Source organism: Pacificibacter marinus (genome assembly GCF_900109555.1).
Taxonomy (GTDB): Bacteria; Pseudomonadota; Alphaproteobacteria; order Rhodobacterales; family Rhodobacteraceae; genus Celeribacter; species Celeribacter marinus_C.
In genome coordinates this window covers 526,634-552,912 of the sequence record NZ_FNZV01000001.1, presented here as the reverse complement: position 1 = coordinate 552,912, position 26,279 = coordinate 526,634, and the positions used below count along the sequence as shown (strand labels likewise).

Here is a 26,279-nt window from a genome sequence, read left to right as displayed (position 1 = left end):
TTGCGCTGTGGAATGTTCTTGAATTTATCGTCGCTAAATGAGACACATCATTGCGCCCAAAGGGGTGTTTTTAGTTGTTTCAAAAATATTGCGTCGTTTGCCCAATATCTGGAGATTTGAATGCCCGTCCATAAACTTGATGAAATCGACCGCAAGATTTTGGCCGAATTGCAGGCCGATGGGCGCATGACAAACGTTGAATTGGCCAAACGAGTCGGAATTTCCGCGCCGCCTTGCCTGCGCCGTGTGCGTACTTTGGAAGAGGCTGGCTATATCACGGGCTATCATGCCGTGGTGGATGCGCGCGCATTGAACTTTGAAGTTCAGGTTTTTGCGATGGTTGGGCTGCAAAGCCAAGCCGAGATTGATCTGTCGGCTTTTGAGGCTAAGTGCTGCGAATGGCCGCTGGTCCGCGAGTGTCACATGCTCAACGGTGAGGTGGACTTTATCCTTAAATGTGTTGCCCCCGACCTATCAACGTTCCAGACTTTTTTGACTTCACAGCTTTTGTCGACGCCCAATGTGGCCAGCGTGAAAACATCACTTGTGATCCGCGGTGCCAAAGATGAACCGGGTGTGCCATTTGATGTGCTTGAAGCACGCTTGGCGCAGCGCGCTTAGATTAACATCTGGCAGCTTGAATAAAGCGGCCCCCTGAAAACAGGAGGGCTGTTTTTTATGGCGTGTCTCTAACTCGCGGATTTAAGCTGTATTGAGCGCCAACAAATCTCTTGCTGACAAACGCGGATGGATCATTGCGCCAAAATCCCCAAGCTCGGACAGATGTGGAAAGAGTTCCATAAAAGTGTCACGCAGTCCGCCGAGCAGTTGCCCAGATGCAGATGTGCCGGGATGATATGTTTCCAATTCCACGCCGTTGACGCGGATCACGCGGTGTTGTGGCAAGCAGATGTGATAGGTGCGCACAGATGATATGGGCGTTACTTTGACCACCGATTGCCCATCCACCAAGCTGGACACAGGCGCCAAAGCCTCAGGTGTGCCCAAAAAAGATTTAAGTGCATGGGTGTGATGCAAATAGCGTGCGCCTTGGCCTAAAAGTAAATCAGGCGCAGGGCGACCATAGCCGAAACTATCTGCCATCAATCGATATAGGCATTCGGGCGCGGCGCCACGCTTGCGGATACCCGTTGCATCCAGCTGCATAGAACCGATCCACTTGATTGGCAGAACATCCCCACCAACGGTTTCAATGTGGTCGCCTGGCAATACATCTTCGATTGCAACAGGTCCCCGCTTTGTAGGAATCAAAGCGCCGCGTGCAAAGGCGCTAAAGGCGTCTTCAAACACTGAAACGGCGGGGGCCTTTGTGCGCAGGTCCATAATATCCCCATTGGGTGCCAGCCACATCATGTCATAGGTGCGTGTCGGGATCACAGTACGTTGCTGTGCACGGGTACGACGCACGGTCCACGCCGTTTGTGGCTTGGAGTGATGTGCTTTACCAATAGGCACGGATGCATTTGGCGTCTGAGGCGCAGAGTTTGCGCTGAATTGAGGGTGCGACATTGAACACTCCTGTGGTCACTGTGTCGGCCCCCACCGATACTAATAGGTTAACGCTTGTTGGTCCTTGGGGGCATTGTCAAAATGTTCGTAATATTAACTGTGAATGCGGAATTCGTGCGCAGTGTTGTATAAATTTATTTCCAAGCTCGCGTGAAATAATGAAGAGGCTTGTGGCATATGTTTTGAGATGAATTAATCTCGCACCTTTGAAAGAGATTTGTGGCTCTCTCAGGCTTTCGGTGAGTGGCCACGACCCAAAGCGGGCAGGGCCAGATCGCAGTAGACCGCAGCAAACCGTTGTCAGGCTGAGGCTTTCAGCTTTGGCTCGGCGATACGCGCAGCAACTGCAGCTTTCCAGTCCGCACGGTTTGCGCGACGCGCCCACGGCAAAGTGGTGTCATCTTTTTTAGCTTCTGCGATGGCGGATGTTAACCAACGGCGTGTCTTTGTCATGCTTTGCTCTCTTTCTAATGCCCCATGAGATTAGGGGCGTGTGGTTGGGCTTTCTGACAATAGGTATGATGGTTGGCTGCGGCCCTTTTGGGGCAGATAGGTGTCATACAGGTGAAGACTATAAAAATATGCCAGCGCAGCTGGGTCGCGCAGAGCATTCTTATACCGCATTGAAAATATTAAGATTTGCAGTTTTAAAAACAACCAAATCTCTTTGAGTGTCATTGTTTCGGGCGAAAATAAGGCAAAAGTCGCGCTTCGTTTTCGCCGTATTGCACTCTTTACAGGCGGATCGCAGATAGCAAACGACCATAGTCTGCTTCTTTTTTGTGCACCGAGCGGCGGTAGGAATAGAAACGCGCTGGGTCGGAATAGGTGCAGTGGCCCGTCCATTCTGCGTATCCGACGCCTGCCTCGCGTAGCTTATGTAGTCCAAAGGATGGTAGGTCGAACATATATCGGTCGCCGTCACCATTCGCGAAAAAGCGTACATTGTCTGGATCGTTTGCAATGAATTCGTCTAAAAATTCTGGTCCAACTTCATAGGCGCTTTGCGAAATGCTTGGGCCGATGATGGCGGTGATATTTGTGCGTTTGGCCCCCAATGCCTCCATCTCGTCGAGGGTGCGTTCCAAAATTCCGTCTACAGCGCCGCGCCATCCAGCATGGGCTGCCCCGATGATGCAGGCGTTTTTGTCTGCAAATAAAACGGGTTGGCAGTCAGCCGTGAGAATGACCAAAGCCAAGCCGGGCCTGTCCGTGACCAAAGCATCGGCACGAGGGGCTGCACCAACTGGCGTGTTCGTGATGCGCACGACATCGCTTGAATGCACTTGGTGCAGGCCGCACAGTTGGTCGTGTTCTACATTTAAGGCGACAGCGACGCGGCGACGATTGATGGCGACGATATCTGATTGATCGGTCGACCCTGATCCACAATTTAGCCCTTGGTAGACGCCAGAAGATGCACCACCTTTGCGGGTGAAAAAACCGTGCTCAATGCCGTCCAAGGCGTCTGCTGTGATCACTTCTAAGGTCATATCAAACTTGGCTTTCGATTGGGCCCATCAGGGCCTACACAGAGGGTTTGGTGTTTGGTCGGCAAATCCTGGTGGCAACAACGCAGACTTTGGCGCAATTGCAATGGCTTTGAAAAGCAAGCCCATTTTATCAGCGTTGGTCAACCTATCAAATGCAGCAATGTGCGATTCCAATGCACTGCCGCTCAGTTTTTCGGCTAGTTTTTCGGCCCGCTGGACAATTCCAAGATGCGCTAAAAGTTCTGCTTGGGGGATCATTTTTGATACCTGCACACCTGCATTTGTCGCATCTATACTAAGCGCTTCGAAATCCACATGTGCGGTTAAATCGGCAAAGCCCGGTTTGTCGAGCGGGTCAACCATCGTGTGATTTTCCAGCGCTTGGAATGTATCGCCCTGCGAATGCCAGCCACCATAATCCACCACAATCGCTGTGCCGCCATGCTGTGCAATGCGCGTGGCGATTTCGTCAATGATAGGTGCTGCACTGGGGCAAGTTTCAACCACATCACCCTCAGACGTGTCGGCAAGTCGGTGATCCAACAACGCGATGGGCGCGGGTTGCGATAGGCCAAGACCGAGTTTACCGTCAATCATGCCCACTTGCGTTTCATGCCAGCCTTGTGGGCTGCGCACAAATTGGCGTATGGGCAGGGCATCGAAAAATTCATTTGCGATCAAGAACAACGGTTGATTTGGCAGCTCAGCGACGTTGTTTCCCCAAGTGATTTGATGACCTGAAAGGGCTTCTTTTTGCTTGGCACGCAACGTGGGCGAGGCTTCTATCAGTACCAGTTGCATCGCGCTGTGAAAGTTCGGCACCGCGGATGTGGCGCGCAAAATATCAGCCATCAATGTCCCGCGGCCCGGACCAAGTTCAGCCAGTGTAAAGGGGGCAGGGCTGCCTTGATCTGTCCAAGCTTGTGCCAAACACAGGCCCAAAAGTTCGCCAAACATTTGGCTGATCTCAGGGGCTGTGGTGAAATCGCCCTGTACCCCCAAAGGGTCGCGTGTGGTGTAATAGCCGTGCTCTGGGTGCAGCAGGCATTCGGCCATATATTCCGCGAGCGAAATAGGGCCCGTCTTGGAAATGCGGCGCGCGAAAATATCGTAAAGCGGTGTCATGCAGGTTTGGCTTTCACGGCAAGCCAAAGGCCGATTAATATCATCGGCACAGACAAAATTTGTCCCATCGATAAACCGATAAAGGCATGGCCCAGTGGATTGTCTGGTGTGATGAATTGTGCGTCCGCTTGGCGGAAAAATTCAACGATAAAGCGCGATATGCCGTAGCCCGCTACAAACAACCCTGCGATCAGACCCGGCTTTTTCAACGCCCCAAAACGCCAAACCAAGACCAGCAAAAACGTGCCAAGCACTGCACCCTCCAGCAGACCCTCGTAGAGTTGCGACGGGTGGCGGGCGCAATAGGTTGTGGCGGTGGCGCAAGCCTGTGCGGCTTCACCAGGGAAAATGACAGCCCAAGGCACCTGCGAGGGACGGCCCCATAGTTCTGCGTTCACAAAGTTTGCGGTGCGCCCCAGTAATAGCCCCGCAGGTGCCGACATCGCCAAAAGATCAGCCAGCGACAAAAGCGCTATTTTGCGGCTTTTCCCATACAAAAAGGCTGCAACGACAACGCCGAAAAAACCACCATGAAAGGCCATGCCGCCTTGCCAAACCATTGGAATTTCAATGGGGTTGGCCAGAAAGTAGGCTGGTTTGTAGAACAGTACATAGCCCAAACGCCCGCCGACAATAACGCCCAAGACCAGCCATGACAGTAAATCTTCAAACTGTGTGCGGTCCATTGGGGGCGTGCCGTTTGGCCAAAGCCGCGTGGCTTTGAGCGCGCGTACAACCAAGCCCCATGCGATCAGAACACCGGCGATATAGGCCAAGGCATACCAATGTAGTGAAAAGTGGATTGGCCCAAGCTCAAGCGTGAAGAGCACAGGTGAAATATCGGGAAATCGGATCACGGCGGGTAAAATATACATGCGCGCATCTGTCTTGGCGAAAGGGTAAGAGTCAACCTTGTGATTTGCTGCATATCCCCCCATATATCAACAAACGAAGATCAAATTTGCGTGTTTGGACCTAGGATGTCTGCCACGCTGAACCATTGATGCACTGGAGAGCCCATGCAGACGCGCAATAAAATTCTTGATGATTTTTCCCAATTGATGACCAACGCTATGGGCGTGGCGCAAGGGGCAAAAGACGAAGCGGATACCGCGTTGAAAAGTCTTGTGGATCGCTGGCTTGCTGACCGTGATTTTGTCACCCGTGATGAATTTGAAGCGGTGCGTTTGATGGCGCAAAAAGCACGCGAAGAAAACATTGCATTGAGCGCTCGTTTGGACGCGCTTGAAGCTGCGGCAAAGCCTACGAAAAAACCAACCAAGTCTTAATTTGGCAGAACAGTTGATGTTGAAAAGGGCGCTGCGTGCGCCCTTTTGCATGTCTAATGCTTCGGAGCAGTACGTCACAGTGTGATTGCGGGCAGTCTGTCACTTGATCGTGCCGTTTTTCCCAAACCTCTCAATGTCTTGTGGATAAGTACCGCAAAGTTGTTTTGGGGCAACCCGATTGTCGTTTTCCCTGTGGGTAACCACGATTGCTGGGGATAACCCAAAAGTTTTTCTTTACACTTGGTTATCTTTTGTCACACCATATCTTGTATGGGGCGATAGCTATCCCGCCGCCCATAGAGCAGGCACCAAGTCTTGGTGGCGGTGTCGGGGAACATCGCAAAGCCAAAGACGACAACCAAAGCGAGGCTGCACATGTCGCTGAACGAGCCATCTTTTTCCGACGATCTACACCCAATCGATCTTGTCGAAACGCTTGCGGTCACTCACGATTGGGCCTTTGACCGCGTTACAGACGATCAAATCGCGATGGCCGTCGTGGGGCAATGGCGCACCTATTCTATTACCTTGGCGTGGTCAGATTATGATGAAACTCTGCGGTTGATTTGCACCTTTGAAATGGAGCCACCCGCAGAACGCTTAGGGCAGGTTTATGAGGTATTGAATCGCGCCAATGACGAATGCTGGGCGGGAGCTTTCACCTATTGGCAAGATCAACATTTGATGGTGTACCGCTACGGGCTTATTCTTGATGGCGGGCAAATCGCCAGCAGCGAACAGGTTGACCGCATGATCAATGGTGCTGTCGCGGCTGCAGAGCGTTTTTATCCAGCGTTTCAATTGGTTGCGTGGGCTGAACGTGATCCCAAAGACGCAATGGATATTGCGATTCGTGAAGCCTACGGACGCGCTTAAGCGCCTCACTGCGTTGCGGGTCTGACGGGTTCGTATTGCACAGCGTCACAGACAAGTTAAACTGCCTCCTGACACCCTCAGGGGGTATTTCTTTTACTTGGAAGTGGAGTAGGTCATGGATGATCTAAAGACGCGCGGTTTGGTGCTTTTGGGGTGCGGAAAAATGGGGTCGGCTATGCTCAAAGGGTGGCTGGATGGCGGTTTGCCCGCGTCCTCTGTCACGGTCTTGACTCCACGCCCCTCAGATTGGCTCAAAGCCACAGGCGTGAATTTAAACACGGAACTTCCGAAAAATCCCGCCATTGTTTTACTCGCGGTGAAGCCGCAAAAAATGGCTGAAGCCCTGCCTGCACTGCGCGGTTTGGGGAATGGCGACACTGTGTTTTTGTCGGTGGCTGCGGGGATCACTTTGGCCACCTATGAAGAGATGCTGGGGGCAAACACGCCGATCATTCGCGCTATGCCCAACACGCCCTCTGCGATTGGTCGCGGGGTGACAGGGATTGTTGGAAACGCGTCGGCCAGTGCTGCGCATGTCGATTTGGCTGACCAATTGTTGCAAGCTGTGGGGCAGGTGGTGCGGTTGGAAAATGAGACACAAATCCGCGCGTTGACGGCGGTGTCCGGCTGTGGCCCAGCTTATGTGTTTCATTTGATCGAATCTATGGCTGCGGCGGGTGAGGCGGCAGGTTTGACGGCAGAAATGGCGTTGCAATTGGCTAAAGCCACGGTCGCAGGGGCAGGTGTCCTTGCCGAAGAATCAGATGAAACCCCAACACAATTACGCATCAATGTGACCTCGCCAAATGGCGTGACGGCCGAAGCTTTACGGGTTTTGATGAATGAAAAAGATGGCTTTCCACCGTTGTTGGACCGCGCCATCAAAGCTGCAATGCAGCGCGATGCGGAGTTGGCGAAATGAGCAATGCAATTGATTTTGATGACTTTTTGAAAGTCGATGTCCGCACAGGCGTGATAACTCGCGCTGAACCTTATCCCGAAGCGCGCAAGCCCGCGATCAAGCTTTGGGTTGATTTTGGTGGCGACCTTGGGGTCAAGAAGTCATCAGCGCAGATCACCACGCATTACACCCCCGAAGCCTTGATCGGTACGCAAGTCATGGCCGTGGTTAATTTTCCACCTCGTCAAATCGGCAAATTTATGTCCGAGGTTTTGGTGCTGGGATTTCCAGATGCAGATGGCGAGGTTGTCTTGGCTCGACCTGATATGACAGTTCCAATCGGAGGGCGCCTCCATTGAAATTATTGATCACACAAACCCTGCCTGATGCCGTGGAGGCCGCACTTGCACAGCGTTTCGATACGCAGTTTCGCGCAGGCCCGCCGATGACCGCGGACGAGGCGCGAGAGGCGCTGCAAAACTATGACATGATTCTTGCCACACTAGGTGATCAATTCACAGCGGATGCTTTTCAAGGCGAGGTGCGCTGCAAAATGCTGGCCAATTTTGGTGTGGGATACAATCACATCGATGTGCAGGCTGCTAAGGCGGCTGGGGTTTTGGTGAGCAATACGCCGGGCGCGGTGACTGATGCCACAGCTGATATCGCTTTGACCTTGATCTTAATGACCGCACGCCGTGCGTCCGAGGGCGAGGCGATGTTGCGCAAAGGTGACTGGACGGGCTGGGCCCCAACGCAACTTTTGGGACTGCACGTGTCAGGAAAAACGCTTGGGGTGATCGGAATGGGGCGGATCGGCAAAGCCGTTGCCAAGCGCTGTCATTTTGGTTTTGGCATGAATGTCGTGTGTTACAATCGCTCTGAAGTACTGGAGTTCGAGGTGCCCTGTCATCAGCTTGATAGCGTGCAAGAGGTGCTTGAATTTGCCGATGTGGTGGTTTTGGCTTTGCCCGCCACGCCTGCCACACGTCATTTGATTGGAGCCGAGGCATTGGCGCAAATGCAATCCCACGCTATTTTGATCAATATTGCCCGCGGCGACATCGTGGATGAGGCTGCTTTGATTGAGGCGTTGCAAAATCGGCAAATTGCAGGGGCTGGGTTGGACGTGTTTGAACATGAACCACGCATCCCACAGGCGTTGATTGATCTGTCAAATTGCTCATTGTTGCCGCATCTTGGCACGGCTGCTTTGGAAGTGCGCGACTCTATGGGATTTATGGCGATGGACAATTTGATTGCCTTTGCGGCGGGCAATTCGCTGCCAAACGCAATTTAATCGATTTTTTGACGTAACGGAATAATTTTAAACAAATGGGGCTAGAGAGCCCCGTTTGCTTGTTTGTGTTAGCTTACTCTGGCGTCTGGTCGCCTGTCTCTTGCCGCCAATGACGACGACACAAGGACACGTAGCGTTCGTTGCCGCCAATTTCGACCTGCGCCCCTGTGGTCAGCACTGTGCCATCCTCAGATGTGCGCACAACCATCGTCGCTTTTTTGCCGCAGTGACAGATCGTGCGGACTTCGCGCATCTCGTCCGCCAGTGCCAGCAATGAAGCAGAGCCCGGAAATAAATTGCCCTGAAAATCAAGACGCAACCCATAGGTCATAACAGGCACATTCAAATCATCGACAGCCCGCGCCAGTTGCCAAACTTGGTCTTTGGATAAGAACTGCGCTTCATCGATGAAAATGCAAGATATGGGCGATTGTGCCAAGCGGGCTTGGATTTTTGCGAATAAATCTTCGCCTTTACCAAAGGTATCTGCGGGTTCACCAATGCCGATCCGCGAGGCAATGCGCCCTTCGCCCGCGCGGTTGTCAAACTGCGCTGTGATCAAATAGGTGTCCATGCCCCGCTCACGATAGTTGTGGGCGGCTTGCAGCAGCAAAGTGGATTTGCCAGCGTTCATTGTGGAGTATTGAAAATAGAGTTTAGCCATGGATTATGGTTTGCCGAAAGGCTGCCATTTGATCAAGGGGGTGGGCCAAATTCCCTTGTGAAAAATACGAAAAACAGCCGAATGAAGACTTTGTTACTGGTAAAATTTTTAGTTTTATTCGCCACCTTGCGGACAGTTGGGATGAGGGACGCAAGATCGACATACTCGTTAAACACCTGTGGCGCGAACCACACAAAGACTTCACCCGACTGCTACCGTTTGGCAAAAACGTGCGCCAAAACTCATAAACCCTTGCAACAGCAGGTAGACTATACTTTGCCATGTGATAATAAAAATATGAATGGGAAACGATGACGAGAATTCCCCCCTAACGGAAACGTCGACTGTTTGAATTGAGGTTCACGATGAATGCTGCTGGCAATTACCTAAAAAAGCATGCTGAAGCGCTCGTAAAAGATGTGGGGCTTGAAGCCGCCTGCGCTTTGACCGGAAAGTCAAAAGCGACTTTGGGTCGTTATTATTCGACATCTGATGAACACTCAGATCGCTTTATGCCCGTCGATGCTGTGGCCCAACTGGAAGCGGCGGCAAGCTATCCTCATGTGACATCGGCTTTGGCAGAACTGCGCGGCATCACGCTGTCCTATGATAGCTCCAAAAAGAATGCACCCAAAGAGGGTGGTGTGAACCACGATGTGATTGCGTTGTCCCAACGCTTTGCCATGTTGATGGGGGAGTACACTATGTCGATGGAAGACGGGATCATCACAATCAATGAAGCCAAGCGACTTTTGCGCGAAACGTTAGAATTGCAGCAAGTGCTTGTGTCTATGAAAATGCATCTGGAAGACGAAGCGACTTAACCGCGCTTTGCCCTCTATCTTATATTGAAAAACGGCGCCTCGATTGAGACGCCGTTTTTTTATGTCTTAAGCTGTTGCTTTGCTGCGGCGTGGACGTCCGCCAGATTTGGCTGGGCCACCGGGACGACCGCCACCAGATTTAAAGCCGCCACCTGGGCCACCACGACGTTGGCCGCCACCGCCACCACCGCCGCCACGACGATTGCCACCGCCGCCGCCACGTTTTGGACCAGGCATTGCAGCATCATCGGACCAAGAGGCCGGTGTCGCCACGGGAATAGAGATTTTCATCACTTTCTCGATGGCGCGGAACTCGCCCAACTCAGCTGGTGAACAGAACGCTACAGCCTTGCCGTCGCGACCCGCACGCGCTGTCCGACCAATACGGTGCACATAGTTTTCAGGTACGTTTGGCAACTCGTAGTTATAGACGTAACGCACCAATGGAATATCGATACCGCGTGCCGCAACATCTGTCGCCACAAGCACATCCAATTGACCATCGCGGGCCATCTTGAGCGTGCGCTCACGTTGGCCTTGGGATTTGTTGCCGTGGATTGAGCCAGATTTAAATCCAGAAGCTTCCAACTGTTTGGACATCCGCTCCGCACCGTGTTTTGTACGGGCAAAGACCAGAGCCAATTCACCCTTGTGGGCGCTCAGGTGCTTTTTCAGCAGCTCAGGCTTGTCGGATTGACCAACATAGTGAACTTCTTGTTCGATCTTATCCGCTGCCTTACCGGCAGGGGACACTTCGATGCGCACAGGAGACGTCAAATAGCTTTGCGCCATTTCGTTCATGTGCTTGTTCATCGTGGCTGAAAACAACATGGTTTGACGCTCTTTGGCCAACATCGGCACCAGCTTGCGCAGCGCGTGGATGAAACCCATGTCAAGCATTTGGTCCGCTTCGTCGAGCACCAAGAATGAGGTTTCGTCCAAACGAATGGCGCGGCGATCGATGAGATCCATCAAACGACCAGGGGTCGCAACCAAAACATCAGTACCACGCTCAAGGCGTTTGATCTGTGCATTGATCGACACACCGCCAACGACGCGGTTGATCTTAAGGTGGGTGTCTTTCATGAACGGGAACAGGCTGTCAGCGATCTGATTCACCAACTCGCGTGTTGGCGCCAAGATCAAAGCGCGTGCTGTTTTTGCATTCGGTTTTGTGCCTGCGCCCAAAAGTTGGTCCATCAATGGTAGACCAAAGGCCAGTGTTTTGCCCGTGCCTGTTTGCGCCAAGCCCATTACGTCGCGACCGTTCATCACTTCGGGAATGGCCCGTGCTTGGATCGGAGTTGGCTCTTTCAAGCCCATTTCATTGAGCATAGTCAAAAGACGCGGCTTGAGGCCGAGCATAGTAAAATCTGTCATGTATCTCTTTCTGTGAGAAAAAATTCCCACACGCGGAACACCACATGCGCCAATATTGGCCATGCGGATCAATGGTCGCGGGAAAGGTCACCGGCCTTGGGCGTCGCGCCCTAGTCCGTTATCCCGCCGGACCCCTCGCGTGAATGTGGGAACCTATGGGCGATCACATCGCCCGACATCAACACCTGAGGCGTGGGCAAGGCCCAATCGCGGCTGCTCACGCGGCAGCATAGGATGTCGATACGCAGCACATGCGGCACTGCGGCGTCTATGTCAAGAAGTTTCACGGCCGTGCCATACGGCAAACGAAAATGGGCACCCCGAAGGATGCCCAAAGTGTGTCGTAGATTTGAAAGCTTAAGACAAAGCCTGCTCTTGCAAGCTTTCCACTTCAATCTCGCCTTCTTCGCGTGATTTCATCGCCATGGTAGCGGCATGTGCTCCCGCAGCAGTGGTGAAGTATGGGATTTTGTCGTAAAGTGCGACTTTGCGGATTTCGCGACTGTCTTCAACGGCTTGCGTGCCTTCAGTCGTGTTTAAAACCAGCGCGATGTCATCGTTTTTCAGCATGTCCACGATGTTCGGGCGGCCTTCGTAGACCTTATTCACGATGGTGCTGACAACATCATTTTCAGTCAAAAAGGCTGCCGTTCCACGGGTCGCGATGATTTCAAATCCCATCTCAACGAGCGTTTTAGCTGCCTCGACTGTCGCGTCGGTTTTATCCATGTCTTTGATCGACAAGAACACTTTTCCTGACGTGGGCAGCTCTGTACCGGCGCCTAGTTGTGCTTTCAAGAACGCGCGGGCAAAGGTTTTGTCAGAGCCCATAACTTCGCCAGTGGACCGCATTTCTGGGCCCAAAATCGTATCAACACCGGGGAAGCGCGCGAATGGCAGAACCGCTTCTTTCACCGCAAAGCGACCAGTCTTTGAGCTGTCGACCAGGTCAAATGTGTTGAGTTTTTCACCCGCCATGACGCGCGCTGCGATGGAGGCAATTGGTGAATTCACCGCTTTGGCCACAAATGGCACGGTGCGCGATGCGCGCGGATTCACTTCGATCAAGTAAATTTCGTTGTCTTTCACCGCGAACTGAATGTTCATCAAGCCCACGACGTTCAAAGCCAAAGCCAGGGCGCGTGTTTGACGATGCAATTCTGCGATGATTTCATCCGACAAAGAATATGGCGGCAAGGAACACGCGGAATCGCCAGAGTGTACGCCGGCTTCTTCAATGTGCTGCATGATGCCTGCAACGTGCACATCTGTGCCGTCACACAGCGCATCCACATCGATCTCAACCGCACCAGAAAGGTAGCTGTCAAGCAACACAGGGCTGTCGCCAGAGACCACAACCGCAGAGGAAATGTAGCGTTTGAGTTGTTCCATATCGCGCACGATTTCCATCGCACGGCCACCCAAAACATAAGACGGGCGGATGACGAGTGGGAACCCGATCTCAGCTGCGATTTCAACGGCTTGCGCATCCGTGGACGCAATGCCATTTTTCGGCTGCTTCAATTCAAGACGGTTCACGAGGTCTTGGAACCGCTCACGGTCTTCGGCCAAATCGATGGCGTCAGGTGTGGTGCCAAGGATCGGAATACCTTCGGCTTCCAGTGCGTTCGCGAGCTTCAATGGTGTTTGACCACCGAACTGCACGATCACGCCATGCAGGGTGCCGTTTTCTTGCTCTACGCGCAGGATTTCCATCACATGTTCAAATGTCAGCGGCTCAAAGTACAAGCGATCAGAGGTGTCATAATCGGTGGACACCGTTTCAGGGTTACAGTTGATCATGATCGTCTCGTAGCCCTGCTCCGTCAGTGAGAAACAGGCGTGACAACAGCAGTAATCAAATTCAATCCCTTGGCCGATCCGGTTTGGACCGCCGCCCAAGATCACAACTTTTTTGCGATCTGATGGACGCGCTTCGCATTCCACTTCGCCCATCATCGGGGCCTCGTAGGTGGAGTACATGTATGGGGTTTGTGCTTCAAATTCTGCAGCACAAGTGTCGATGCGTTTGAACACAGCATTGACGCCCAAGTTGCGGCGGGCGCGGCGGATGTTTGCTTCGTCGCGGCCTGTCAAGATCGCAAGGCGCGCATCGGTAAAGCCCATCATTTTGACGCGGCGTAGACCGTCTTCTGAGACAGGCAAGCCTTCTTTGCGGATCACGGCTTCGGCGTCGACGATTTCGCGGATGCGCTCGATGAACCATGGGTCATACGAGTTGGCTGCTTGGATTTCGTCGTTGGTTAATCCAAAACGAATAGCCTGGGCGATAACGCGCAAACGATCTGGCGTGGCTTTGGACAGCGCTTTGATCACAGCAGATTTCTCGGGTGCGCCTTCGATTTCTATTTCGTCAAACCCTGTGAGGCCCGTTTCCATTGAGGCCAATGCTTTTTGCATGGATTCGTGGAACGTACGACCAATCGCCATGACTTCGCCCACGGATTTCATCGCGGTCGACAGGTTTGGTTCTGAGCCTGCGAATTTTTCAAACGCAAAGCGTGGAATCTTGGTGACGACATAGTCGATGGTTGGCTCGAACGAGGCAGGCGTCACTTTGGTGATGTCGTTGTCCAACTCGTCCAATGTGTAACCAACAGCGAGTTTCGCAGCAATTTTCGCAATTGGGAAACCGGTTGCTTTGGAAGCCAGCGCAGACGAGCGCGACACGCGGGGGTTCATCTCGATGACAACCATGCGGCCATCGATAGGGTTCACAGACCACTGCACGTTTGAGCCGCCCGTTTCCACGCCGATCTCGCGCAAGACGTTGATCGAATGGGTGCGCATCAATTGGTATTCTTTGTCGGTCAAGGTCAGCGCAGGGGCCACCGTGACAGAATCGCCTGTGTGCACGCCCATGGGATCAACGTTTTCAATCGCACAAACGATGATGGCGTTGTCAGCTGTGTCGCGCACAACTTCCATTTCGAATTCTTTCCAACCCAGCAGGCTCTCGTCCACAAGGATCTGCGCCATTGGGGAGGCTTCCAAACCCGAGCGACAGAAATGTTCATAATCGTCGCGGTTGTACGCCACGCCGCCGCCAGTGCCACCCAAGGTGAACGCAGGGCGGATGATCGCAGGTAGGCCGATATATTCGAGCGCTGCAAACGCGTCTTGCATGCCGGCTGCGATATCGAATTTACCGTTCGGCAATTTTGGGGCTGCAACGATTTCTGCTTTGGGGTTTTCAATGCCGAGGCGATCCATCGCTTCGCGGAACAGTTTGCGATCTTCTGCCATTTCAATCGCTTCACGTTTCGCGCCAATCAGCTCAACGTTGTACTTTTTCAAAACGCCCATATCGTCCAAGGCCAGCGCCGTGTTTAGACCCGTTTGTCCGCCCATGGTTGGCAGCAACGCATCGGGGCGTTCTTTGGCGATGATTTTGGCAACCACTTCGGGAGTGATCGGTTCGATATAGGTCGCATCTGCAAGGCCGGGATCAGTCATGATTGTGGCTGGGTTCGAGTTCACCAGAATGACACGGTAGCCTTCTTCACGCAGCGCTTTACACGCTTGGGCGCCAGAGTAGTCAAACTCACAAGCCTGACCGATAACAATCGGCCCCGCGCCAATGATCATGATGGATGAGATATCGGTTCTTTTAGGCATGGCAGACCCCAGTGTTTTTTGCAGGCGCAATCCCACCGCACAAAGCGGGGGAAGCAAATTGTCGTGAGTTATAGGCATGGGGCAGTCATGTGCAAGGGGCTGGGGTTGGCTTTTGGCACAAAGTTTACGGATTCTTTTGGGTGAGGCGGCGTATAGCGCACTTGCATTGTGCCCCTATACCTTTCCTGCCTGCATCGTGGTGCTTTTGTGCGAAAACTGCTGTCAATCTTGGTTTGCTCAGGGGAGGCCTCGGGCGAGGCTGTAAGGCGATTCCTATGCGTTTTGTCTCGCTTCGGTGCGATTTTTGGTCCTAACAGGCGTTTGCACTTATGAATTCCCGCTGATCACAGCATCGAAGCCCCCGCAAGGCTTGACTTTCTCGCCCTATAAAGGTGTATCGGCGCGACGACTGTTTATAGTCCAAGACCTGAGGATTCCGATATGCACGCCTACCGTAGCCATTCCTGCGCTGAACTGACCAAGGCCAATGTGGGCGATACCGTTCGTCTTTCTGGCTGGGTCCACCGTATCCGAGATCACGGCGGAATTTTATTTGTCGATCTGCGTGACCACTACGGCATCACTCAGGTGCTTTGTGACCCTGACAGCCCTGTGTTTAAGGACATGGAAAAAGTCCGCGCCGAATGGTGTATTCGGATCGATGGCACCGTCATGGCGCGCGATGAAAGCCTTGTGAACACCAAATTGCCAACAGGTGAAGTTGAAGTGTTCATTCGCGATCTGGAAGTTTTGGGGGCCTCTGATGAGTTGCCGTTGATGGTGTTTGGCGATCAAGAATACCCAGAAGAAACGCGTTTGAAGTACCGCTACCTTGATCTGCGTCGCGAGAAATTGCACGACAACATGATCATGCGCTCGAACGTGGTGAAAGATCTGCGCGAACGTATGTGGGCGCAAGATTTCAACGAATTTCAAACGCCAATCATCACAGCGTCCTCGCCTGAAGGCGCGCGTGATTTCTTGGTGCCATCACGTTTGCACCCCGGAAAATTCTATGCGCTGCCACAAGCGCCACAGCAGTTCAAACAGCTGATCATGGTCTCTGGCTTTGACAAATACTTCCAAATCGCGCCTTGTTTCCGCGATGAAGATCCTCGTGCGGATCGCTCACCCACCGATTTTTACCAGCTTGATGTCGAGATGAGCTACGTCACACAGCAAGACATTTTCGACACTGTTGAGCCTGTGATCGGCGGCATGTTCGAAAAATTCGGCAAAGGCCGCAAAGTCAACAAAGACTGGCCGCAGATTTCGTACAAAGACGCGGCGCTTTGGTACGGTTCCGATAAGCCAGACCTGCGCAACCCGATCAAAATGCAGATCGTGTCTGAGCACTTCGCAGGTTCCGGCTTTGCGATCTTTGCTAAATTGCTGGAAACTGAAGGTACAGAAATCCGTGCGATTCCTGCGCCAAAAGGTGGTTCACGCAAATTCTGTGACCGCATGAATAAATTCGCGCAACAAGAAGGCCTGCCTGGCATGGGCTATATTTTCTGGCGAGATCAAGGCGAAGGCCTTGAGGCAGCAGGTCCATTGGCTAAAAACATCGGTCCAGAGCGCACAGAAGCGATCCGTCAGCAACTTGGTCTCGGCCTTGGCGATGCGGCGTTCTTCTTGGGCGGCAAACCGAAGGCCTTTGAATCCGTTGCGGGCCGTGCGCGCAACGTGATCGGTGAAGAGCTTGGTTTGACAGATAAAGACAGCTTCCAATTCGCTTGGATCGTTGATTTCCCGATCTACGAAAAAGACGAAGAAACTGGCAAAATCGACTTCGAACACAACCCATTCTCGATGCCCCAAGGTGGCATGGAAGCATTGATGGGCGATCCGCTCAAAGTGCTTGGCTACCAATATGATTTGGCCTGTAACGGTTATGAATTGGTGTCAGGCGCGGTGCGCAACCATTCGCCTGAAATCATGTACAAAGCGTTTGAAATCGCGGGCTACGGCAAAGAAGAAGTTGAAAAACGCTTTGGCGGTATGGTCAATGCGTTCCAATTCGGCGCTCCGCCCCACGGTGGTTGCGCTATGGGTATCGATCGCGCTGTGATGCTTTTGGCGGACGAAGCCAACATCCGCGAGGTCATCATGTTCCCAATGAACCAACGTGCCGAAGACTTGATGATGGGCGCGCCAAACGAGCCGATGAACGAACAGCTGCGCGAATTGCATTTGCGCGCTATTCCTGCCGAAGACTAAGTTTTCAGCGGATTGAAAGACTAAGGCGCGGGGGCAACCTCGCGCCTTTTCTTATGGCGGGCCGCTGGTTAAGTTTGTGTGAAAAGGGGCTTCCATGCAAAACACGCAAACCATTCTTGATACGTTACTGCACTATGTGGGTCAGATTGAGGCGCTGTTGATCAAGGTCGAGGCGCATCCTGATTGCAAGGCGCTGCTCAGCACGCGTGCTGCCCCAGACGCTTTCCCCACCAATCAACAATTGGCCATCGCGTTGAATTTTGCGGCGCGTGCTGTTGCCCCCGTGACAGGGCGCGCGCTGCCCGTGTTTCCAGACAGGGCCACAGTTACTGCGCTGCACATTCTGGCGCAGGATGTGCGTGAAATGTTGCTGGGTCTCACGCCTGCCGATTTTACTGCGTCTGAGGTATCGCATACGGCTGGATTTGCAAAACTCACCCAGGACAGCACCGATTTTATCTTGCGCTATGCTCTGCCCAATATGATTTTCCATTTCACCATGGCCTACGTGCCTTTGCGGGCCGCTGGGATGAATATTGGCAAATCAGATTTTGATGGGCTGCACAGCTATCCAACGGGATTTTCTTTTGAACAGACCTTGGATGACTGAGCGTTACACAACCCGTGCGCGATCAATGCGGTCATGCACCAATCCTGTGATGCGCGCGACATCTGAGCCAAAGGGCAGGCCTTGTTCGCGGTGGCTGGCCAATGTGCTTGCAGCGTCGATCAATTCAGAATCGTCGGCTGTACGGGCAATCCCTGCTAAGAATTGTGCGATATAATCAAGCATATCATCGCCTTTATTGAGCGTCATAAGGTCTGAGATATGTACGAAATCATCTTGAAGCGCGATCGGATCTGGGCTGATGTTTTCGTTTGAGACAGGGTAAATGCCAGCAGGTCGGGCCGTTGCAGGCATCGCGCTTAGGATAATTTCTTGGAATTCACCAAGGTTTGCGATGGGTTTGGCAATAAAGCCATCGGCGCCAGCTGCCCGCGCCAAGCTCTCAGCGCCCGTATCGCCAGACATGCCCAAAAGCACATCAACACGCGCGCTGGATTGTGCCAATTCTTCAATCAGTTCTGCACCTGATCCGTCTGGTAAGCCTAGGTCGATAATGACCACATTGGGCCTGTAAACACGCAAATGTTTGCGGGCATGGGCCAAATTATCGGCGCGGCGAATGCGCGCGCCAGAGCGCAAACACAAAAGACGTAATGCTTCTGAGGCGAACCGACTGTCTTCGACAATAAGCGCGGTTATCCCAAGCAAAGGACGCTCGGGGGTTGGTGATTGTGGCGGCAGTAGGCTTTGTAGATCATCTGGCATTTGCATAGCTCCCAAGTGTTTGTGTTTAGAGTTAACGCTACAATTGGTGAAAGGAGCGTTAACCTTGCGGTGCAATGCCTTTGAAATTTGAATGTCATAAGGTCATTTCTGCAAAAACCTGCGTCGAAGCGCCGCTTGCGGGATCATACCAAGGCAGTCCATAACAACGCTTAAGAATTCAATGAGAGGGCTTGAGATGATCGGACGTTTGAACCATGTGGCGATTGCAGTGCCCGATTTGGACGCTGCCATAGCGCAATACGCCGGCACGCTAGGCGCTAATGTGGGCGCGCCACAAGACGAACCTGATCACGGTGTGACGGTTGTGTTCATCGAGTTGCCAAACACAAAAATCGAATTACTTCATCCATTGGGTGACAATTCACCGATCACGGGCTATCTGGACAAGAACCCAGCGGGCGGAATTCATCATATCTGTTACGAGGTGGATGATATCATGGCCGCGCGGGACAAATTGCTGGCAGATGGCGCACGTGTTTTGGGGACCGGCGCGCCAAAAATTGGCGCTCATGGCAAACCTGTGCTGTTCTTGCATCCCAAGGATTTCAACGGCTGCCTCATCGAACTCGAGCAAGTCTAGGCTGCTCACCACAAAAGGAACGGCTTATGTCTATCGTCTCTGCCATTGTGCTTTACGCTGTGACTTGGTTCATGACCATGTTTATTGCCTTGCCCATAGGGTTGCGCACACAAGGCGATGAAGGTGTGATCGTCGAAGGCACCCATGCCGGCGCGCCAGCCAATTATAACCCCCGCCGCAAAGCGATCATTGTCACTTTGGTGGCGTTTGTGATTTGGGGGATCATCATTGGCGTGATCTATTCAGGAATGTTTTCATGGCATGATGTGGATTGGACAGCGCATTTGCCGAAAGTTTCCGACAGCTAAAGCGGAGTGTCTTTGGGGAATTGTAACTGATCCCCCTCAAGACGCATGAACATATGGGTAAAGGTTGCAGCCCCTAACATGGGGATCAGCAGGTTCACCAAAGGGATCGACAAAGGCACAGCCATCAAAGCGCCCGCAAGCCAAATTTTGGGCGCATGACGTGCGCGTGCCGCTTTAGCTCCCTCGCGTCCCAATCGACGGATCGCGACCATTTGAAAATATTCACGCCCCAACAAAAAGCCATTGAGCGCCCAAAAAATCAACGGCGCTGCGATATTCAAAAGCATATACAGCACCAAGGCGATGATGTTGGCTGCGATTAAAACACCCAAAAAGCCCATCGTATCGCGCATCATATCAGCAAAGCTTTGACGCGGTGCGGGGGGTAAATCTGGATAGTGTTTGTCCTCAACAGCTTCGGCGACCTCATCCAAAAAGAACCCGGTAAAGGCCGAAGCGACAGGGACCATCAAGAACACGGATAGGCCGATCATCACGAAAAATGAACCGATGGACAAAACCAACCCTAGGCCGATGTCACCCACAAAGGGCAGAGTGACTGTATCGGGTAAAAACAATCCCAAGACCCAGACAAAAGCAATGTAGATGCCAACCAAAAGCGCCAAGGTCAGGCCTATGCCTTTGAACAGAACCGATTGAAATCGGCTGTCGCCAAGCTGGCCAAGCGCTTTTGCAAAATCGTCAAACATCAATCCGTGACCCAAGTTGTGATCGCGTCTAGGTCTGGGCGCGGGCGCTCAGGTGGGGCCGTCTTTTCGGTGCCGATGTGGATGAAGCCCGCGATGGTTTCTTGTGGGGCAAGGTTTAGTCCGCGTGTGCGAAATTCAGGGTCATGTGATGCCCAGCCTGACAGCCAATTCGCGCCCCAACCTGCCGCCAAAGCCGCATTCAACAGCGCAAGACAGGCAGCGCCAGCCGAATAAATCTGTTCTATTTCAGGAATTTTTGGCGATGGCTTGGGGGAAAAAATCACAGCCACAGCCAAATCCGCATTGGCATATTGCGAAATGGATTTGGTCATTTGATCTGCATCTAAATCGCGACCAGCACCAAGTTCGGCCACCAATGTGGACAAGCGAGTCAAAGCAGGTTTTTCCAAAACGATGAACCGCCAAGGTTCCAATTTCCCATGATCTGGCGTCCGTGCTGCTGCGGTCAAAAGCGGGCGTAACGCTGCGCGATCTGGGGCAGGGGCAACAAGTGTTTTGGCCGGGCGTGAGCGACGTGAAAGCAAAAAATCGAGAGCAGTTTGGTTAGGTGCGGGCATGACGCGGCTTTCTGTTGAACGATCTTATAGATTTTGTTTTAGCTTATGCGATATGTCGGTGTTCTGCGGCGTAGATTCAACCGCAATTTGGCAGAAGTGTGAATGGGTATAACATGAGCAATACAGCCCTGAGTGACAAAGATAAGTTGCAAGCCGACCTGCGTGCTGCTGTACAAGAAAATACTGTGCACGTGCGTGTCACACCCAAAGCGTCGCGCAATGCGGTTTTGATGCAAGATGGTGCTGTGCGTGTGTATGTCACCTGCGTGCCTGAAAATGGTAAAGCCACCAAAGAGGTGGTGAAACTTTTGGCCAAAACTCTCGGGGTGTCAAAATCCCAAATCGCATTGCTGCGCGGGGCCATCAGCCGCGATAAGGTATTTCAAATCACAGGGCTTTAGTCTTTCAGCGACTTAAGTGTATAGGCCCCTTCTGGCAAATCCAAAGCCGCGCCAAGGTCACGCAGTTGTTCCATCGATAGTGTTATCTTGTGCGTCTTGCGCGTGCGCGGGTCATATTGCTCAACAGTGATGCATTCGGCAAAGGCGGCAACAACCACGTCTTCTTGCAACGGCACAGCGCCGTCATCTACCAACGTGATAATGGTCGCATCAAATTCGTGTTCTATTGTAAACATGCCTTGATGCTAGCGCAGCAAAGTAGATTTGCAAGCGTCATAACGTGCCTGTTTATGTTTGATGTACCGCACTCTTGTTCTTGCTAATGCGACTGGTATGATCTGGGAGAAACGCCTAGATTGGTGGCAACGCTCGCAGCCTTTGGCAGGGCATCTGCCTGCAAGATTCGGTACAAAACAAGGATATGCTGTGTTTGATCGTTTTTCATTGAAAGCCTCGCGTGCGGTTTTGGGCTGTGTCGCCATCGCAGCGCTCAGTGCTTGTCTTGATGTGCCTATGACCTCTGCGCCCACGCCCTCGAATGCGCCGCAGGTCTCGCCCGCGCCAGCCAGCACCAATGGCCCTGTGACGGTCGAAAGCTTTGCAGCCCTCGTGCGTCATATCGAACCTATCGCCGAATCCGAGTGTCGCAACCGTACAAAAGGCGCGAATTGTGATTTCAAAATCGTTGTAGACAGCAACGCCAAAGCGCCCTCGAATGCCTATCAATCGGTCGATAGCAGTGGCCGCCCCGTGTTGACGTTCACGGTGGCTTTGCTGGCCGATGTGCAAAACTCTGACGAGCTGGCGTTTATTTTGGGCCATGAGGCGTCACACCATATTGCAGGCCATTTGAACCGAACCCAAGAAAGCGCCACTGTCGGTGGGCTTTTGGGTGGGGTTCTGGCTGCTGCGATTGGAGCTGATGCTTCGACTGTTGAGGTTGCACAAAACCTTGGTGCCACTGTCGGTGCGCGGCGCTATTCGAAATCGTACGAACTTGAGGCCGACCAATTGGGCACAATCATTGCTTACCGTGCGGGCTACAACCCTGTACGGGGCGCTGCATTTTTCACCCGCATTCCTGATCCCGGCGATCAGTTCCTTGGCTCGCACCCGCCAAATGATCAACGCATCGAAACCGTGCGTCGGACCATGGCAACGCTCTAGGCCTCGTGCAAACCTTTGATGGCATCATATCTGATCGTGGCTCAAAATACGCGGTGTCAGGCGGGGCGTGTACCTCTGCTGATGAGGCCAAGGTCTTTCTCAAAACCCTGCGCAAAACCAAAAAGTTTGCTAAGGCCACCCATAACACTTGGGGGCTTTTGGCGGGCGATACTCCGATCAAAAATGATGACGGCGAAAGTGGCGCTGGCATGGTGATTTTGCGAATGCTTGAACGCGAAGAGTTGCGCAATCACATCATTGTTGTGACGCGTTGGTATGGTGGTAAACATTTGGGCGGTGACCGGTTTCGCCACGTCCAAGACGCCGTGCGTTATTATCTGGATCGGCTCTAAGTTTTGCGCTGAGCACGGCTTTGACGCCGAATGTGCCAACGGTAAATGGCAGGTGCCAGCACGTTATCATAGAGCCATTCACTGATCGGCAAGACCACAGGCCACCCCGTCACGCGCGCCAGCCATTGGTATTTCGGCATTTGTTGCCACAGCACCCGAAACGCGGGGATGCCCGATAAAAGCTGACCTTTGTGTGCCACATACAGCCGTCGCGCGGCTTGATCCGCCGTCAAATCCCATCGTTCCAAGGCACAAGAATTGAGATCATCAAAACTGATCGGCAGAGCATTGCGCCCCGCGTAGTCTGCGTAATGCGAAATCTCGAAATTGCACACGGGGCAATTCGCGTTGAACAGCACTTGGGTGTCTGAAGCGATATCTGTGTCAGTCATTTTGTTAAGATAGGGCGTATTCGTCAAAGAGCCACGTTATTTCGCTGCGACATTTTCGATCATACCACTCGCGTCTTTCCACGCGGTAAACCCGCCCTCAATATGCGCGATGTTTTGAAATCCCATGTCTTGCGCTGCTTTGGCCGCAAGTGCGGACCGCCACGCAGAAGCGCAGTAAAACACGATTTGTTTCGCCTCGGCCAATGCGGGTTTATGATACGGACTGGAGGGGTCAATCCAAAATTCAAGCATCCCGCGCGGACAATGAAACGCGCCTGCGATCTTGCCCTCGCGCTCCAATTCCCGCCTGTCGCGCAGATCAACGATGAGGGTGTCGGGGTCATCGGCCAGATCGATGGCGAGCTCTGTCGGGATCGTGGTGATCTGGTCGTAAGCTTCACTCAGCAGGTCTTGATAGGTCTTGGTCATGATGCGCTCCCTTTGGGGGAGCTTGCTTGAAGGTTTGTATGTCCGTCAAGTGTATCACCTTAGCGATGCTAGCATCGCTAAGCGCCTGACCCTAGGGGGATTGTTTTGAGGAGCGTTTGTAATGCTATTCGGCCATCTTTTTGATAAGAGGCGTGGCGTAGATTCCATCTGCGTCAAAATACACAACATTTGGTGTAGGCAGCCTGTTATTATCAAATTTTCTTAGTTCTTTGGAAGTGTTGGTAAGTGTAACCGACTTAGCGGCTGAAAAGTTGAGTTGCGATTGATTGAAGCCCAAGTCACTGAGCCCAATGCAAACTACGTGAGATGACTTTATCTGTTGGTTTGAATGAACATAGTTTCTGGAGTCTACTTCGTCATCAAAGTCGTCTACAGCCGCGATATTTAAGTCGATATGGTCATCGATGGAGTTTGCTTCGCAAAGTTTTAAGAAGGCAGCGGTCTCACCGAACGGCAACGCAGTTACAGCTAAGGATCGGGATGAAAGTGGCGAGTAGGGAAGCCATTGGAAGCCAATATTTGAGGATTTTCCACCAAAAAACTTCAAGTTTGAAGATGTAACCTTGGCTAAGGGGGTCGAGAGCTTAGGTAAGGTTCCTAGAACTCCATGCGGTTGACATAATCCAAAATATACGTATGGCGGTGATCGCTCTAGCGTAATTCGCTCGCGAAAGCTTTGGTTATTGTTGTTTAGCGTGTGACTTGCCGCATAGAAAAAATTATATAGGAAAACACGATCATAATTCAAAGAAACTACATTTAAATTCTTTAGGTTCTGCAGGCGTTTATCATATTTCCGTTCGGGTGTTTGATCGGATGCACTTCTTAAATATTTCTGTAATTCAGAGCAAAACAACTCGATCCATCCGAGTTCGTTTTTTTCTAGACAAGATTTTTCCGCGTCGATAAGGCAATAAGCAATTAGCTTCTGCAGGCCGCATCTGGCTGCGAAACCATCAAGTTGGCGCCCCAAGCTTCCTGCGACATTGTCTAGAGTCTTATCGCCGGCCTCTTCTAATGCTTGAATTATGATGTCGAATACCCCGTCAGAGATGTTAAGGCTCAGAGGTTTTTCGCGTGCTTCATCGATGATGTGAGTTTTGAGCTCGTTCCAGTCGGGCAGTCCGTAGTCTTTCGACGCGCCAGCGCCTAGGACCAAAGTTACGGGAGCATCATCAAGTAGCTCAGTTAAGGTTTTGAAATCCATCTGTTAAATTCTCTTAAGAAATGTCCTGTGAAATTATGGAGAAACTTCCTTGAAAGCAATATCTTCCATTTCGGAAACAGTCTCTCAGACTGTTTTCTACTTCGAAATGCACCCCCATAAATCATACTCCCCAGCCTCATCGACCTCGACTGTCACCAAATCCCCCACGCTCAAAGCTTGCGTGCCCTCATCAATAAACAAGTTCCCATCAATCTCGGGCGCGTCGGCTTTGGTGCGGCAGGTGGCGATGCCGTCTTCGTCGATATCATCGACAATAACCTGTATCGTTTGGCCGACTTTCGCTGCCAATTTGGCCTCTGAAATCGCCTGCGACGCTTCCATGAAGCGATCCCAGCGCTCTTGTTTCACTTCTTCCGCAACGTGATCTGGCAGAGCATTCGAGCGCGCGCCAGCGACGTTTTCGTATTTGAAACAGCCCACACGGTCCAGATTGGCCTCTTTCAGCCAATCGAGCATATAGTCAAATTCGGCTTCTGTTTCACCGGGGTAGCCAACGATAAACGTGGACCGCAGGGTGATGTCTGGGCAATCCGTACGCCACGCGGCAATCTCGTCGAGAACCTTAGCGGACGCAGCAGGTCGCGCCATGCGTTTCAACACATCAGGGTGGCCATGCTGGAACGGAATGTCCAAATAGGGCAAAATCGCATTCGACGTATCCGCCATAATCGGGATCAAGTCGCGCACATGGGGGTAGGGGTAAACGTAATGCAAACGCACCCAAAGATCATCCGCCGCACCCAGTTGCCCCAGCTCGCGGGTCAGATCGGTGATATGTGAGCGCACTTCTCGATCTTTCCAAGGATGCGTCGAATAGCGACGGTCCAAACCGTAAGCCGAGGTGTCCTGCGAAATCACCAGCAATTCTTTCACGCCAGCCTCGACCAGTTTTTCGGCCTCGCGCAAAATCCCGTGCACAGGGCGCGACTGCAATTTGCCGCGCATGTCAGGGATGATGCAGAATTTACAGGCGTGATTGCAGCCCTCGGAAATTTTCAGATAGCTGAAATGGCGCGGCGTCAAAGACACGCTTTGCGCAGGCAGTAGATCAACAAAGGGATTGGGCGAGGGCGGCACAGCTTTGTGCACAGCGTCCAGCACCTGTTCGTATTGATGCGGGCCAGTGACGGCCAAAACTTTCGGGTGAACGCCCGTGATATAGTCGGGTTCCGCGCCCAAACAGCCGGTGACAATCACCTTGCCGTTTTCTTGCAATGCTTCGCCGATTGCCTCAAGACTTTCGGCTTTGGCACTGTCTAAAAATCCACAGGTGTTGACGATCACAGCATCCGCGCCGGTGTAATCGGCGGACATCTGATAGCCCTCTGCGCGCAAACGCGTCAAAATACGTTCGCTGTCGACAAGCGCTTTTGGGCACCCGAGGGACACCATGCCGATGGTCGGCTGGCCGTCTCGTTTGCTGGGATCAAAGATGGCTTTGGGGGCCAGATCGGGGCGGAGATTCGGAGGATTTGTGCTCATATCCTTGCCATACACGGGTTTGGTGGTTGGGTGAA

At 52.4% G+C, this 26,279-nt stretch carries 31 protein-coding genes; 14 read left to right on the top strand and 17 right to left on the bottom strand.

Annotated features, from left to right (window positions below; genetic code table 11):
* Positions 1-120 precede the first annotated feature (120 nt).
* Positions 121-621: an Lrp/AsnC family transcriptional regulator gene (locus tag BM025_RS02545; protein WP_085847056.1), complete on the top strand. Its 501-nt coding sequence runs from the start codon at positions 121-123 to the stop codon at positions 619-621.
* Positions 622-702: 81 nt separating this feature from the next.
* Here the strand turns inward: BM025_RS02545 and BM025_RS02540 are convergent, their stop codons facing one another.
* The 5 genes from BM025_RS02540 to lgt form a co-directional block, all read right to left on the bottom strand.
* The gene (locus BM025_RS02540; protein WP_085847057.1) at positions 703-1,530 is read right to left on the bottom strand and encodes a Hint domain-containing protein; all 828 of its coding nucleotides are present in this window, start codon (positions 1,528-1,530) and stop codon (positions 703-705) included.
* Between the two features lie 300 nt (positions 1,531-1,830).
* A complete protein-coding gene (locus tag BM025_RS19070) occupies positions 1,831-1,983 on the bottom strand; it encodes a hypothetical protein (RefSeq protein WP_170842094.1) in 153 nt (50 codons plus the stop codon).
* Between the two features lie 281 nt (positions 1,984-2,264).
* Complete coding sequence (pgeF, locus tag BM025_RS02535; protein WP_085847058.1) at positions 2,265-3,023, bottom strand: peptidoglycan editing factor PgeF; 759 nt, start codon at positions 3,021-3,023, stop codon at positions 2,265-2,267.
* Between the two features lie 27 nt (positions 3,024-3,050).
* Positions 3,051-4,148, bottom strand: coding sequence for a class I SAM-dependent methyltransferase (locus BM025_RS02530; protein ID WP_085847059.1), 1,098 nt, complete (start codon positions 4,146-4,148; stop codon positions 3,051-3,053).
* Positions 4,145-5,023, bottom strand: coding sequence for a prolipoprotein diacylglyceryl transferase (gene lgt, locus BM025_RS02525; protein WP_085847542.1), 879 nt, complete (start codon positions 5,021-5,023; stop codon positions 4,145-4,147). The genes BM025_RS02530 and lgt overlap by 4 nt, the downstream gene beginning before the upstream one ends.
* 144 nt (positions 5,024-5,167) lie before the next feature.
* Here lgt and BM025_RS02520 point away from each other — a divergent pair, with 144 nt between their 5' ends.
* From BM025_RS02520 to BM025_RS02500, 5 genes are all read left to right on the top strand, one after another.
* Positions 5,168-5,437, top strand: a complete 270-nt coding sequence (locus tag BM025_RS02520; RefSeq protein ID WP_085847060.1) for an accessory factor UbiK family protein — start codon at positions 5,168-5,170, stop codon at positions 5,435-5,437.
* A gap of 375 nt (positions 5,438-5,812) precedes the next feature.
* Positions 5,813-6,313, top strand: a complete 501-nt coding sequence (locus BM025_RS02515; RefSeq protein WP_085847061.1) for a type III secretion system chaperone family protein — start codon at positions 5,813-5,815, stop codon at positions 6,311-6,313.
* Positions 6,314-6,428: 115 nt separating this feature from the next.
* Entirely contained in the window at positions 6,429-7,235 is an 807-nt protein-coding gene (gene proC / locus BM025_RS02510; RefSeq protein WP_085847062.1) for a pyrroline-5-carboxylate reductase, read from the top strand.
* Positions 7,232-7,573, top strand: coding sequence for a tRNA-binding protein (locus BM025_RS02505; RefSeq protein ID WP_085847063.1), 342 nt, complete (start codon positions 7,232-7,234; stop codon positions 7,571-7,573). Before proC ends, BM025_RS02505 begins: the two co-directional genes overlap by 4 nt.
* The gene (locus BM025_RS02500) at positions 7,570-8,514 is read left to right on the top strand and encodes a 2-hydroxyacid dehydrogenase (protein WP_085847064.1); all 945 of its coding nucleotides are present in this window, start codon (positions 7,570-7,572) and stop codon (positions 8,512-8,514) included. Before BM025_RS02505 ends, BM025_RS02500 begins: the two co-directional genes overlap by 4 nt.
* Positions 8,515-8,587: 73 nt before the next feature.
* Here the strand turns inward: BM025_RS02500 and BM025_RS02495 are convergent, their stop codons facing one another.
* Positions 8,588-9,178: a thymidine kinase gene (locus BM025_RS02495; protein ID WP_085847065.1), complete on the bottom strand. Its 591-nt coding sequence runs from the start codon at positions 9,176-9,178 to the stop codon at positions 8,588-8,590.
* 365 nt (positions 9,179-9,543) lie between these two features.
* Between BM025_RS02495 and BM025_RS02490 the strand changes: the two genes are divergently transcribed.
* Positions 9,544-10,002: a hypothetical protein gene (locus tag BM025_RS02490; RefSeq protein ID WP_085847066.1), complete on the top strand. Its 459-nt coding sequence runs from the start codon at positions 9,544-9,546 to the stop codon at positions 10,000-10,002.
* A 66-nt stretch (positions 10,003-10,068) separates the two neighbouring features.
* Here the strand turns inward: BM025_RS02490 and BM025_RS02485 are convergent, their stop codons facing one another.
* From BM025_RS02485 to carB, 3 genes are all read right to left on the bottom strand, one after another.
* Positions 10,069-11,382: a DEAD/DEAH box helicase gene (locus tag BM025_RS02485; RefSeq protein ID WP_085847067.1), complete on the bottom strand. Its 1,314-nt coding sequence runs from the start codon at positions 11,380-11,382 to the stop codon at positions 10,069-10,071.
* A gap of 110 nt (positions 11,383-11,492) precedes the next feature.
* Positions 11,493-11,669 carry a hypothetical protein gene (locus BM025_RS19065; protein ID WP_170842093.1) on the bottom strand — a complete coding sequence of 59 codons (177 nt, stop codon included), beginning with the start codon at positions 11,667-11,669 and terminating at the stop codon, positions 11,493-11,495.
* A gap of 70 nt (positions 11,670-11,739) precedes the next feature.
* A complete protein-coding gene (gene carB, locus BM025_RS02480) occupies positions 11,740-15,021 on the bottom strand; it encodes a carbamoyl-phosphate synthase large subunit (RefSeq protein ID WP_085847543.1) in 3,282 nt (1,093 codons plus the stop codon).
* 441 nt (positions 15,022-15,462) lie between these two features.
* On the opposite strand from carB, the gene aspS reads away from it, so the two are divergent.
* Positions 15,463-17,241 carry an aspartate--tRNA ligase gene (aspS, locus tag BM025_RS02475; RefSeq protein ID WP_085847068.1) on the top strand — a complete coding sequence of 593 codons (1,779 nt, stop codon included), beginning with the start codon at positions 15,463-15,465 and terminating at the stop codon, positions 17,239-17,241.
* A 94-nt stretch (positions 17,242-17,335) separates the two neighbouring features.
* The gene (locus BM025_RS02470) at positions 17,336-17,851 is read left to right on the top strand and encodes a DUF1993 family protein (protein ID WP_085847069.1); all 516 of its coding nucleotides are present in this window, start codon (positions 17,336-17,338) and stop codon (positions 17,849-17,851) included.
* A gap of 3 nt (positions 17,852-17,854) precedes the next feature.
* Here the strand turns inward: BM025_RS02470 and BM025_RS02465 are convergent, their stop codons facing one another.
* Positions 17,855-18,574 carry a response regulator gene (locus BM025_RS02465; RefSeq protein ID WP_090875140.1) on the bottom strand — a complete coding sequence of 240 codons (720 nt, stop codon included), beginning with the start codon at positions 18,572-18,574 and terminating at the stop codon, positions 17,855-17,857.
* Between the two features lie 196 nt (positions 18,575-18,770).
* Between BM025_RS02465 and mce the strand changes: the two genes are divergently transcribed.
* Together mce and BM025_RS02455 are read left to right on the top strand one after the other, a co-directional pair.
* Complete coding sequence (gene mce, locus BM025_RS02460; RefSeq protein ID WP_085847071.1) at positions 18,771-19,175, top strand: methylmalonyl-CoA epimerase; 405 nt, start codon at positions 18,771-18,773, stop codon at positions 19,173-19,175.
* Positions 19,176-19,201: 26 nt separating this feature from the next.
* Positions 19,202-19,483, top strand: coding sequence for a DUF1467 family protein (locus BM025_RS02455; protein ID WP_085847072.1), 282 nt, complete (start codon positions 19,202-19,204; stop codon positions 19,481-19,483).
* On the opposite strand, the gene BM025_RS02450 is transcribed toward BM025_RS02455, so the two are convergent.
* Together BM025_RS02450 and BM025_RS02445 are read right to left on the bottom strand one after the other, a co-directional pair.
* Positions 19,480-20,193: an EI24 domain-containing protein gene (locus tag BM025_RS02450; RefSeq protein WP_085847073.1), complete on the bottom strand. Its 714-nt coding sequence runs from the start codon at positions 20,191-20,193 to the stop codon at positions 19,480-19,482. The genes BM025_RS02455 and BM025_RS02450 overlap by 4 nt on opposite strands.
* On the bottom strand, positions 20,193-20,771 hold the full coding sequence (locus tag BM025_RS02445) for a nitroreductase family protein (RefSeq protein ID WP_085847074.1): 579 nt from the start codon (positions 20,769-20,771) through the stop codon (positions 20,193-20,195). The genes BM025_RS02450 and BM025_RS02445 overlap by 1 nt, the downstream gene beginning before the upstream one ends.
* Positions 20,772-20,884: 113 nt before the next feature.
* On the opposite strand from BM025_RS02445, the gene BM025_RS02440 reads away from it, so the two are divergent.
* Entirely contained in the window at positions 20,885-21,172 is a 288-nt protein-coding gene (locus tag BM025_RS02440) for a DUF167 domain-containing protein (protein ID WP_085847075.1), read from the top strand.
* Here BM025_RS02440 and BM025_RS02435 read toward each other — a convergent pair.
* Positions 21,169-21,408, bottom strand: coding sequence for a hypothetical protein (locus BM025_RS02435; RefSeq protein ID WP_085847076.1), 240 nt, complete (start codon positions 21,406-21,408; stop codon positions 21,169-21,171). The two genes, BM025_RS02440 and BM025_RS02435, sit on opposite strands and share 4 nt — an antisense overlap.
* 97 nt (positions 21,409-21,505) lie before the next feature.
* On the opposite strand from BM025_RS02435, the gene BM025_RS02430 reads away from it, so the two are divergent.
* Positions 21,506-22,339, top strand: coding sequence for a M48 family metalloprotease (locus tag BM025_RS02430; RefSeq protein ID WP_085847077.1), 834 nt, complete (start codon positions 21,506-21,508; stop codon positions 22,337-22,339).
* Positions 22,340-22,344: 5 nt separating this feature from the next.
* On the top strand, positions 22,345-22,692 hold the full coding sequence (locus BM025_RS02425) for a YigZ family protein (RefSeq protein WP_085847078.1): 348 nt from the start codon (positions 22,345-22,347) through the stop codon (positions 22,690-22,692).
* On the opposite strand, the gene BM025_RS02420 is transcribed toward BM025_RS02425, so the two are convergent.
* The 4 genes from BM025_RS02420 to rimO all read right to left on the bottom strand — a co-directional run bounded on the left by BM025_RS02420 (position 22,689) and on the right by rimO (position 26,244).
* A complete protein-coding gene (locus tag BM025_RS02420) occupies positions 22,689-23,084 on the bottom strand; it encodes a thiol-disulfide oxidoreductase DCC family protein (RefSeq protein ID WP_085847079.1) in 396 nt (131 codons plus the stop codon). The genes BM025_RS02425 and BM025_RS02420 overlap by 4 nt on opposite strands.
* A 36-nt stretch (positions 23,085-23,120) precedes the next feature.
* A complete protein-coding gene (locus BM025_RS02415; RefSeq protein WP_085847080.1) occupies positions 23,121-23,513 on the bottom strand; it encodes a rhodanese-like domain-containing protein in 393 nt (130 codons plus the stop codon).
* A gap of 124 nt (positions 23,514-23,637) precedes the next feature.
* Positions 23,638-24,741 carry an SIR2 family protein gene (locus BM025_RS02410; protein ID WP_085847081.1) on the bottom strand — a complete coding sequence of 368 codons (1,104 nt, stop codon included), beginning with the start codon at positions 24,739-24,741 and terminating at the stop codon, positions 23,638-23,640.
* A 96-nt stretch (positions 24,742-24,837) separates the two neighbouring features.
* The gene (gene rimO, locus BM025_RS02405; RefSeq protein ID WP_085847082.1) at positions 24,838-26,244 is read right to left on the bottom strand and encodes a 30S ribosomal protein S12 methylthiotransferase RimO; all 1,407 of its coding nucleotides are present in this window, start codon (positions 26,242-26,244) and stop codon (positions 24,838-24,840) included.
* Positions 26,245-26,279: the final 35 nt, after the last annotated feature.

Coding starts and splice junctions, on each gene's coding strand:
- BM025_RS02545 (WP_085847056.1), top strand. CDS start 121: ATGCCCGTCCATAAACTTGATGAAATCGACCGCAAGATTTTGGCCGAA.
- BM025_RS02540 (WP_085847057.1), bottom strand. CDS start 1,530: ATGTCGCACCCTCAATTCAGCGCAAACTCTGCGCCTCAGACGCCAAAT.
- BM025_RS19070 (WP_170842094.1), bottom strand. CDS start 1,983: ATGACAAAGACACGCCGTTGGTTAACATCCGCCATCGCAGAAGCTAAA.
- pgeF (WP_085847058.1), bottom strand. CDS start 3,023: ATGACCTTAGAAGTGATCACAGCAGACGCCTTGGACGGCATTGAGCAC.
- BM025_RS02530 (WP_085847059.1), bottom strand. CDS start 4,148: ATGACACCGCTTTACGATATTTTCGCGCGCCGCATTTCCAAGACGGGC.
- lgt (WP_085847542.1), bottom strand. CDS start 5,023: ATGTATATTTTACCCGCCGTGATCCGATTTCCCGATATTTCACCTGTG.
- BM025_RS02520 (WP_085847060.1), top strand. CDS start 5,168: ATGCAGACGCGCAATAAAATTCTTGATGATTTTTCCCAATTGATGACC.
- BM025_RS02515 (WP_085847061.1), top strand. CDS start 5,813: ATGTCGCTGAACGAGCCATCTTTTTCCGACGATCTACACCCAATCGAT.
- proC (WP_085847062.1), top strand. CDS start 6,429: ATGGATGATCTAAAGACGCGCGGTTTGGTGCTTTTGGGGTGCGGAAAA.
- BM025_RS02505 (WP_085847063.1), top strand. CDS start 7,232: ATGAGCAATGCAATTGATTTTGATGACTTTTTGAAAGTCGATGTCCGC.
- BM025_RS02495 (WP_085847065.1), bottom strand. CDS start 9,178: ATGGCTAAACTCTATTTTCAATACTCCACAATGAACGCTGGCAAATCC.
- BM025_RS02490 (WP_085847066.1), top strand. CDS start 9,544: ATGAATGCTGCTGGCAATTACCTAAAAAAGCATGCTGAAGCGCTCGTA.
- BM025_RS02485 (WP_085847067.1), bottom strand. CDS start 11,382: ATGACAGATTTTACTATGCTCGGCCTCAAGCCGCGTCTTTTGACTATG.
- carB (WP_085847543.1), bottom strand. CDS start 15,021: ATGCCTAAAAGAACCGATATCTCATCCATCATGATCATTGGCGCGGGG.
- aspS (WP_085847068.1), top strand. CDS start 15,463: ATGCACGCCTACCGTAGCCATTCCTGCGCTGAACTGACCAAGGCCAAT.
- BM025_RS02470 (WP_085847069.1), top strand. CDS start 17,336: ATGCAAAACACGCAAACCATTCTTGATACGTTACTGCACTATGTGGGT.
- BM025_RS02465 (WP_090875140.1), bottom strand. CDS start 18,574: ATGCCAGATGATCTACAAAGCCTACTGCCGCCACAATCACCAACCCCC.
- mce (WP_085847071.1), top strand. CDS start 18,771: ATGATCGGACGTTTGAACCATGTGGCGATTGCAGTGCCCGATTTGGAC.
- BM025_RS02455 (WP_085847072.1), top strand. CDS start 19,202: ATGTCTATCGTCTCTGCCATTGTGCTTTACGCTGTGACTTGGTTCATG.
- BM025_RS02450 (WP_085847073.1), bottom strand. CDS start 20,193: ATGTTTGACGATTTTGCAAAAGCGCTTGGCCAGCTTGGCGACAGCCGA.
- BM025_RS02445 (WP_085847074.1), bottom strand. CDS start 20,771: ATGCCCGCACCTAACCAAACTGCTCTCGATTTTTTGCTTTCACGTCGC.
- BM025_RS02440 (WP_085847075.1), top strand. CDS start 20,885: ATGAGCAATACAGCCCTGAGTGACAAAGATAAGTTGCAAGCCGACCTG.
- BM025_RS02435 (WP_085847076.1), bottom strand. CDS start 21,408: ATGTTTACAATAGAACACGAATTTGATGCGACCATTATCACGTTGGTA.
- BM025_RS02430 (WP_085847077.1), top strand. CDS start 21,506: ATGATCTGGGAGAAACGCCTAGATTGGTGGCAACGCTCGCAGCCTTTG.
- BM025_RS02420 (WP_085847079.1), bottom strand. CDS start 23,084: ATGACTGACACAGATATCGCTTCAGACACCCAAGTGCTGTTCAACGCG.
- BM025_RS02415 (WP_085847080.1), bottom strand. CDS start 23,513: ATGACCAAGACCTATCAAGACCTGCTGAGTGAAGCTTACGACCAGATC.
- BM025_RS02410 (WP_085847081.1), bottom strand. CDS start 24,741: ATGGATTTCAAAACCTTAACTGAGCTACTTGATGATGCTCCCGTAACT.
- rimO (WP_085847082.1), bottom strand. CDS start 26,244: ATGAGCACAAATCCTCCGAATCTCCGCCCCGATCTGGCCCCCAAAGCC.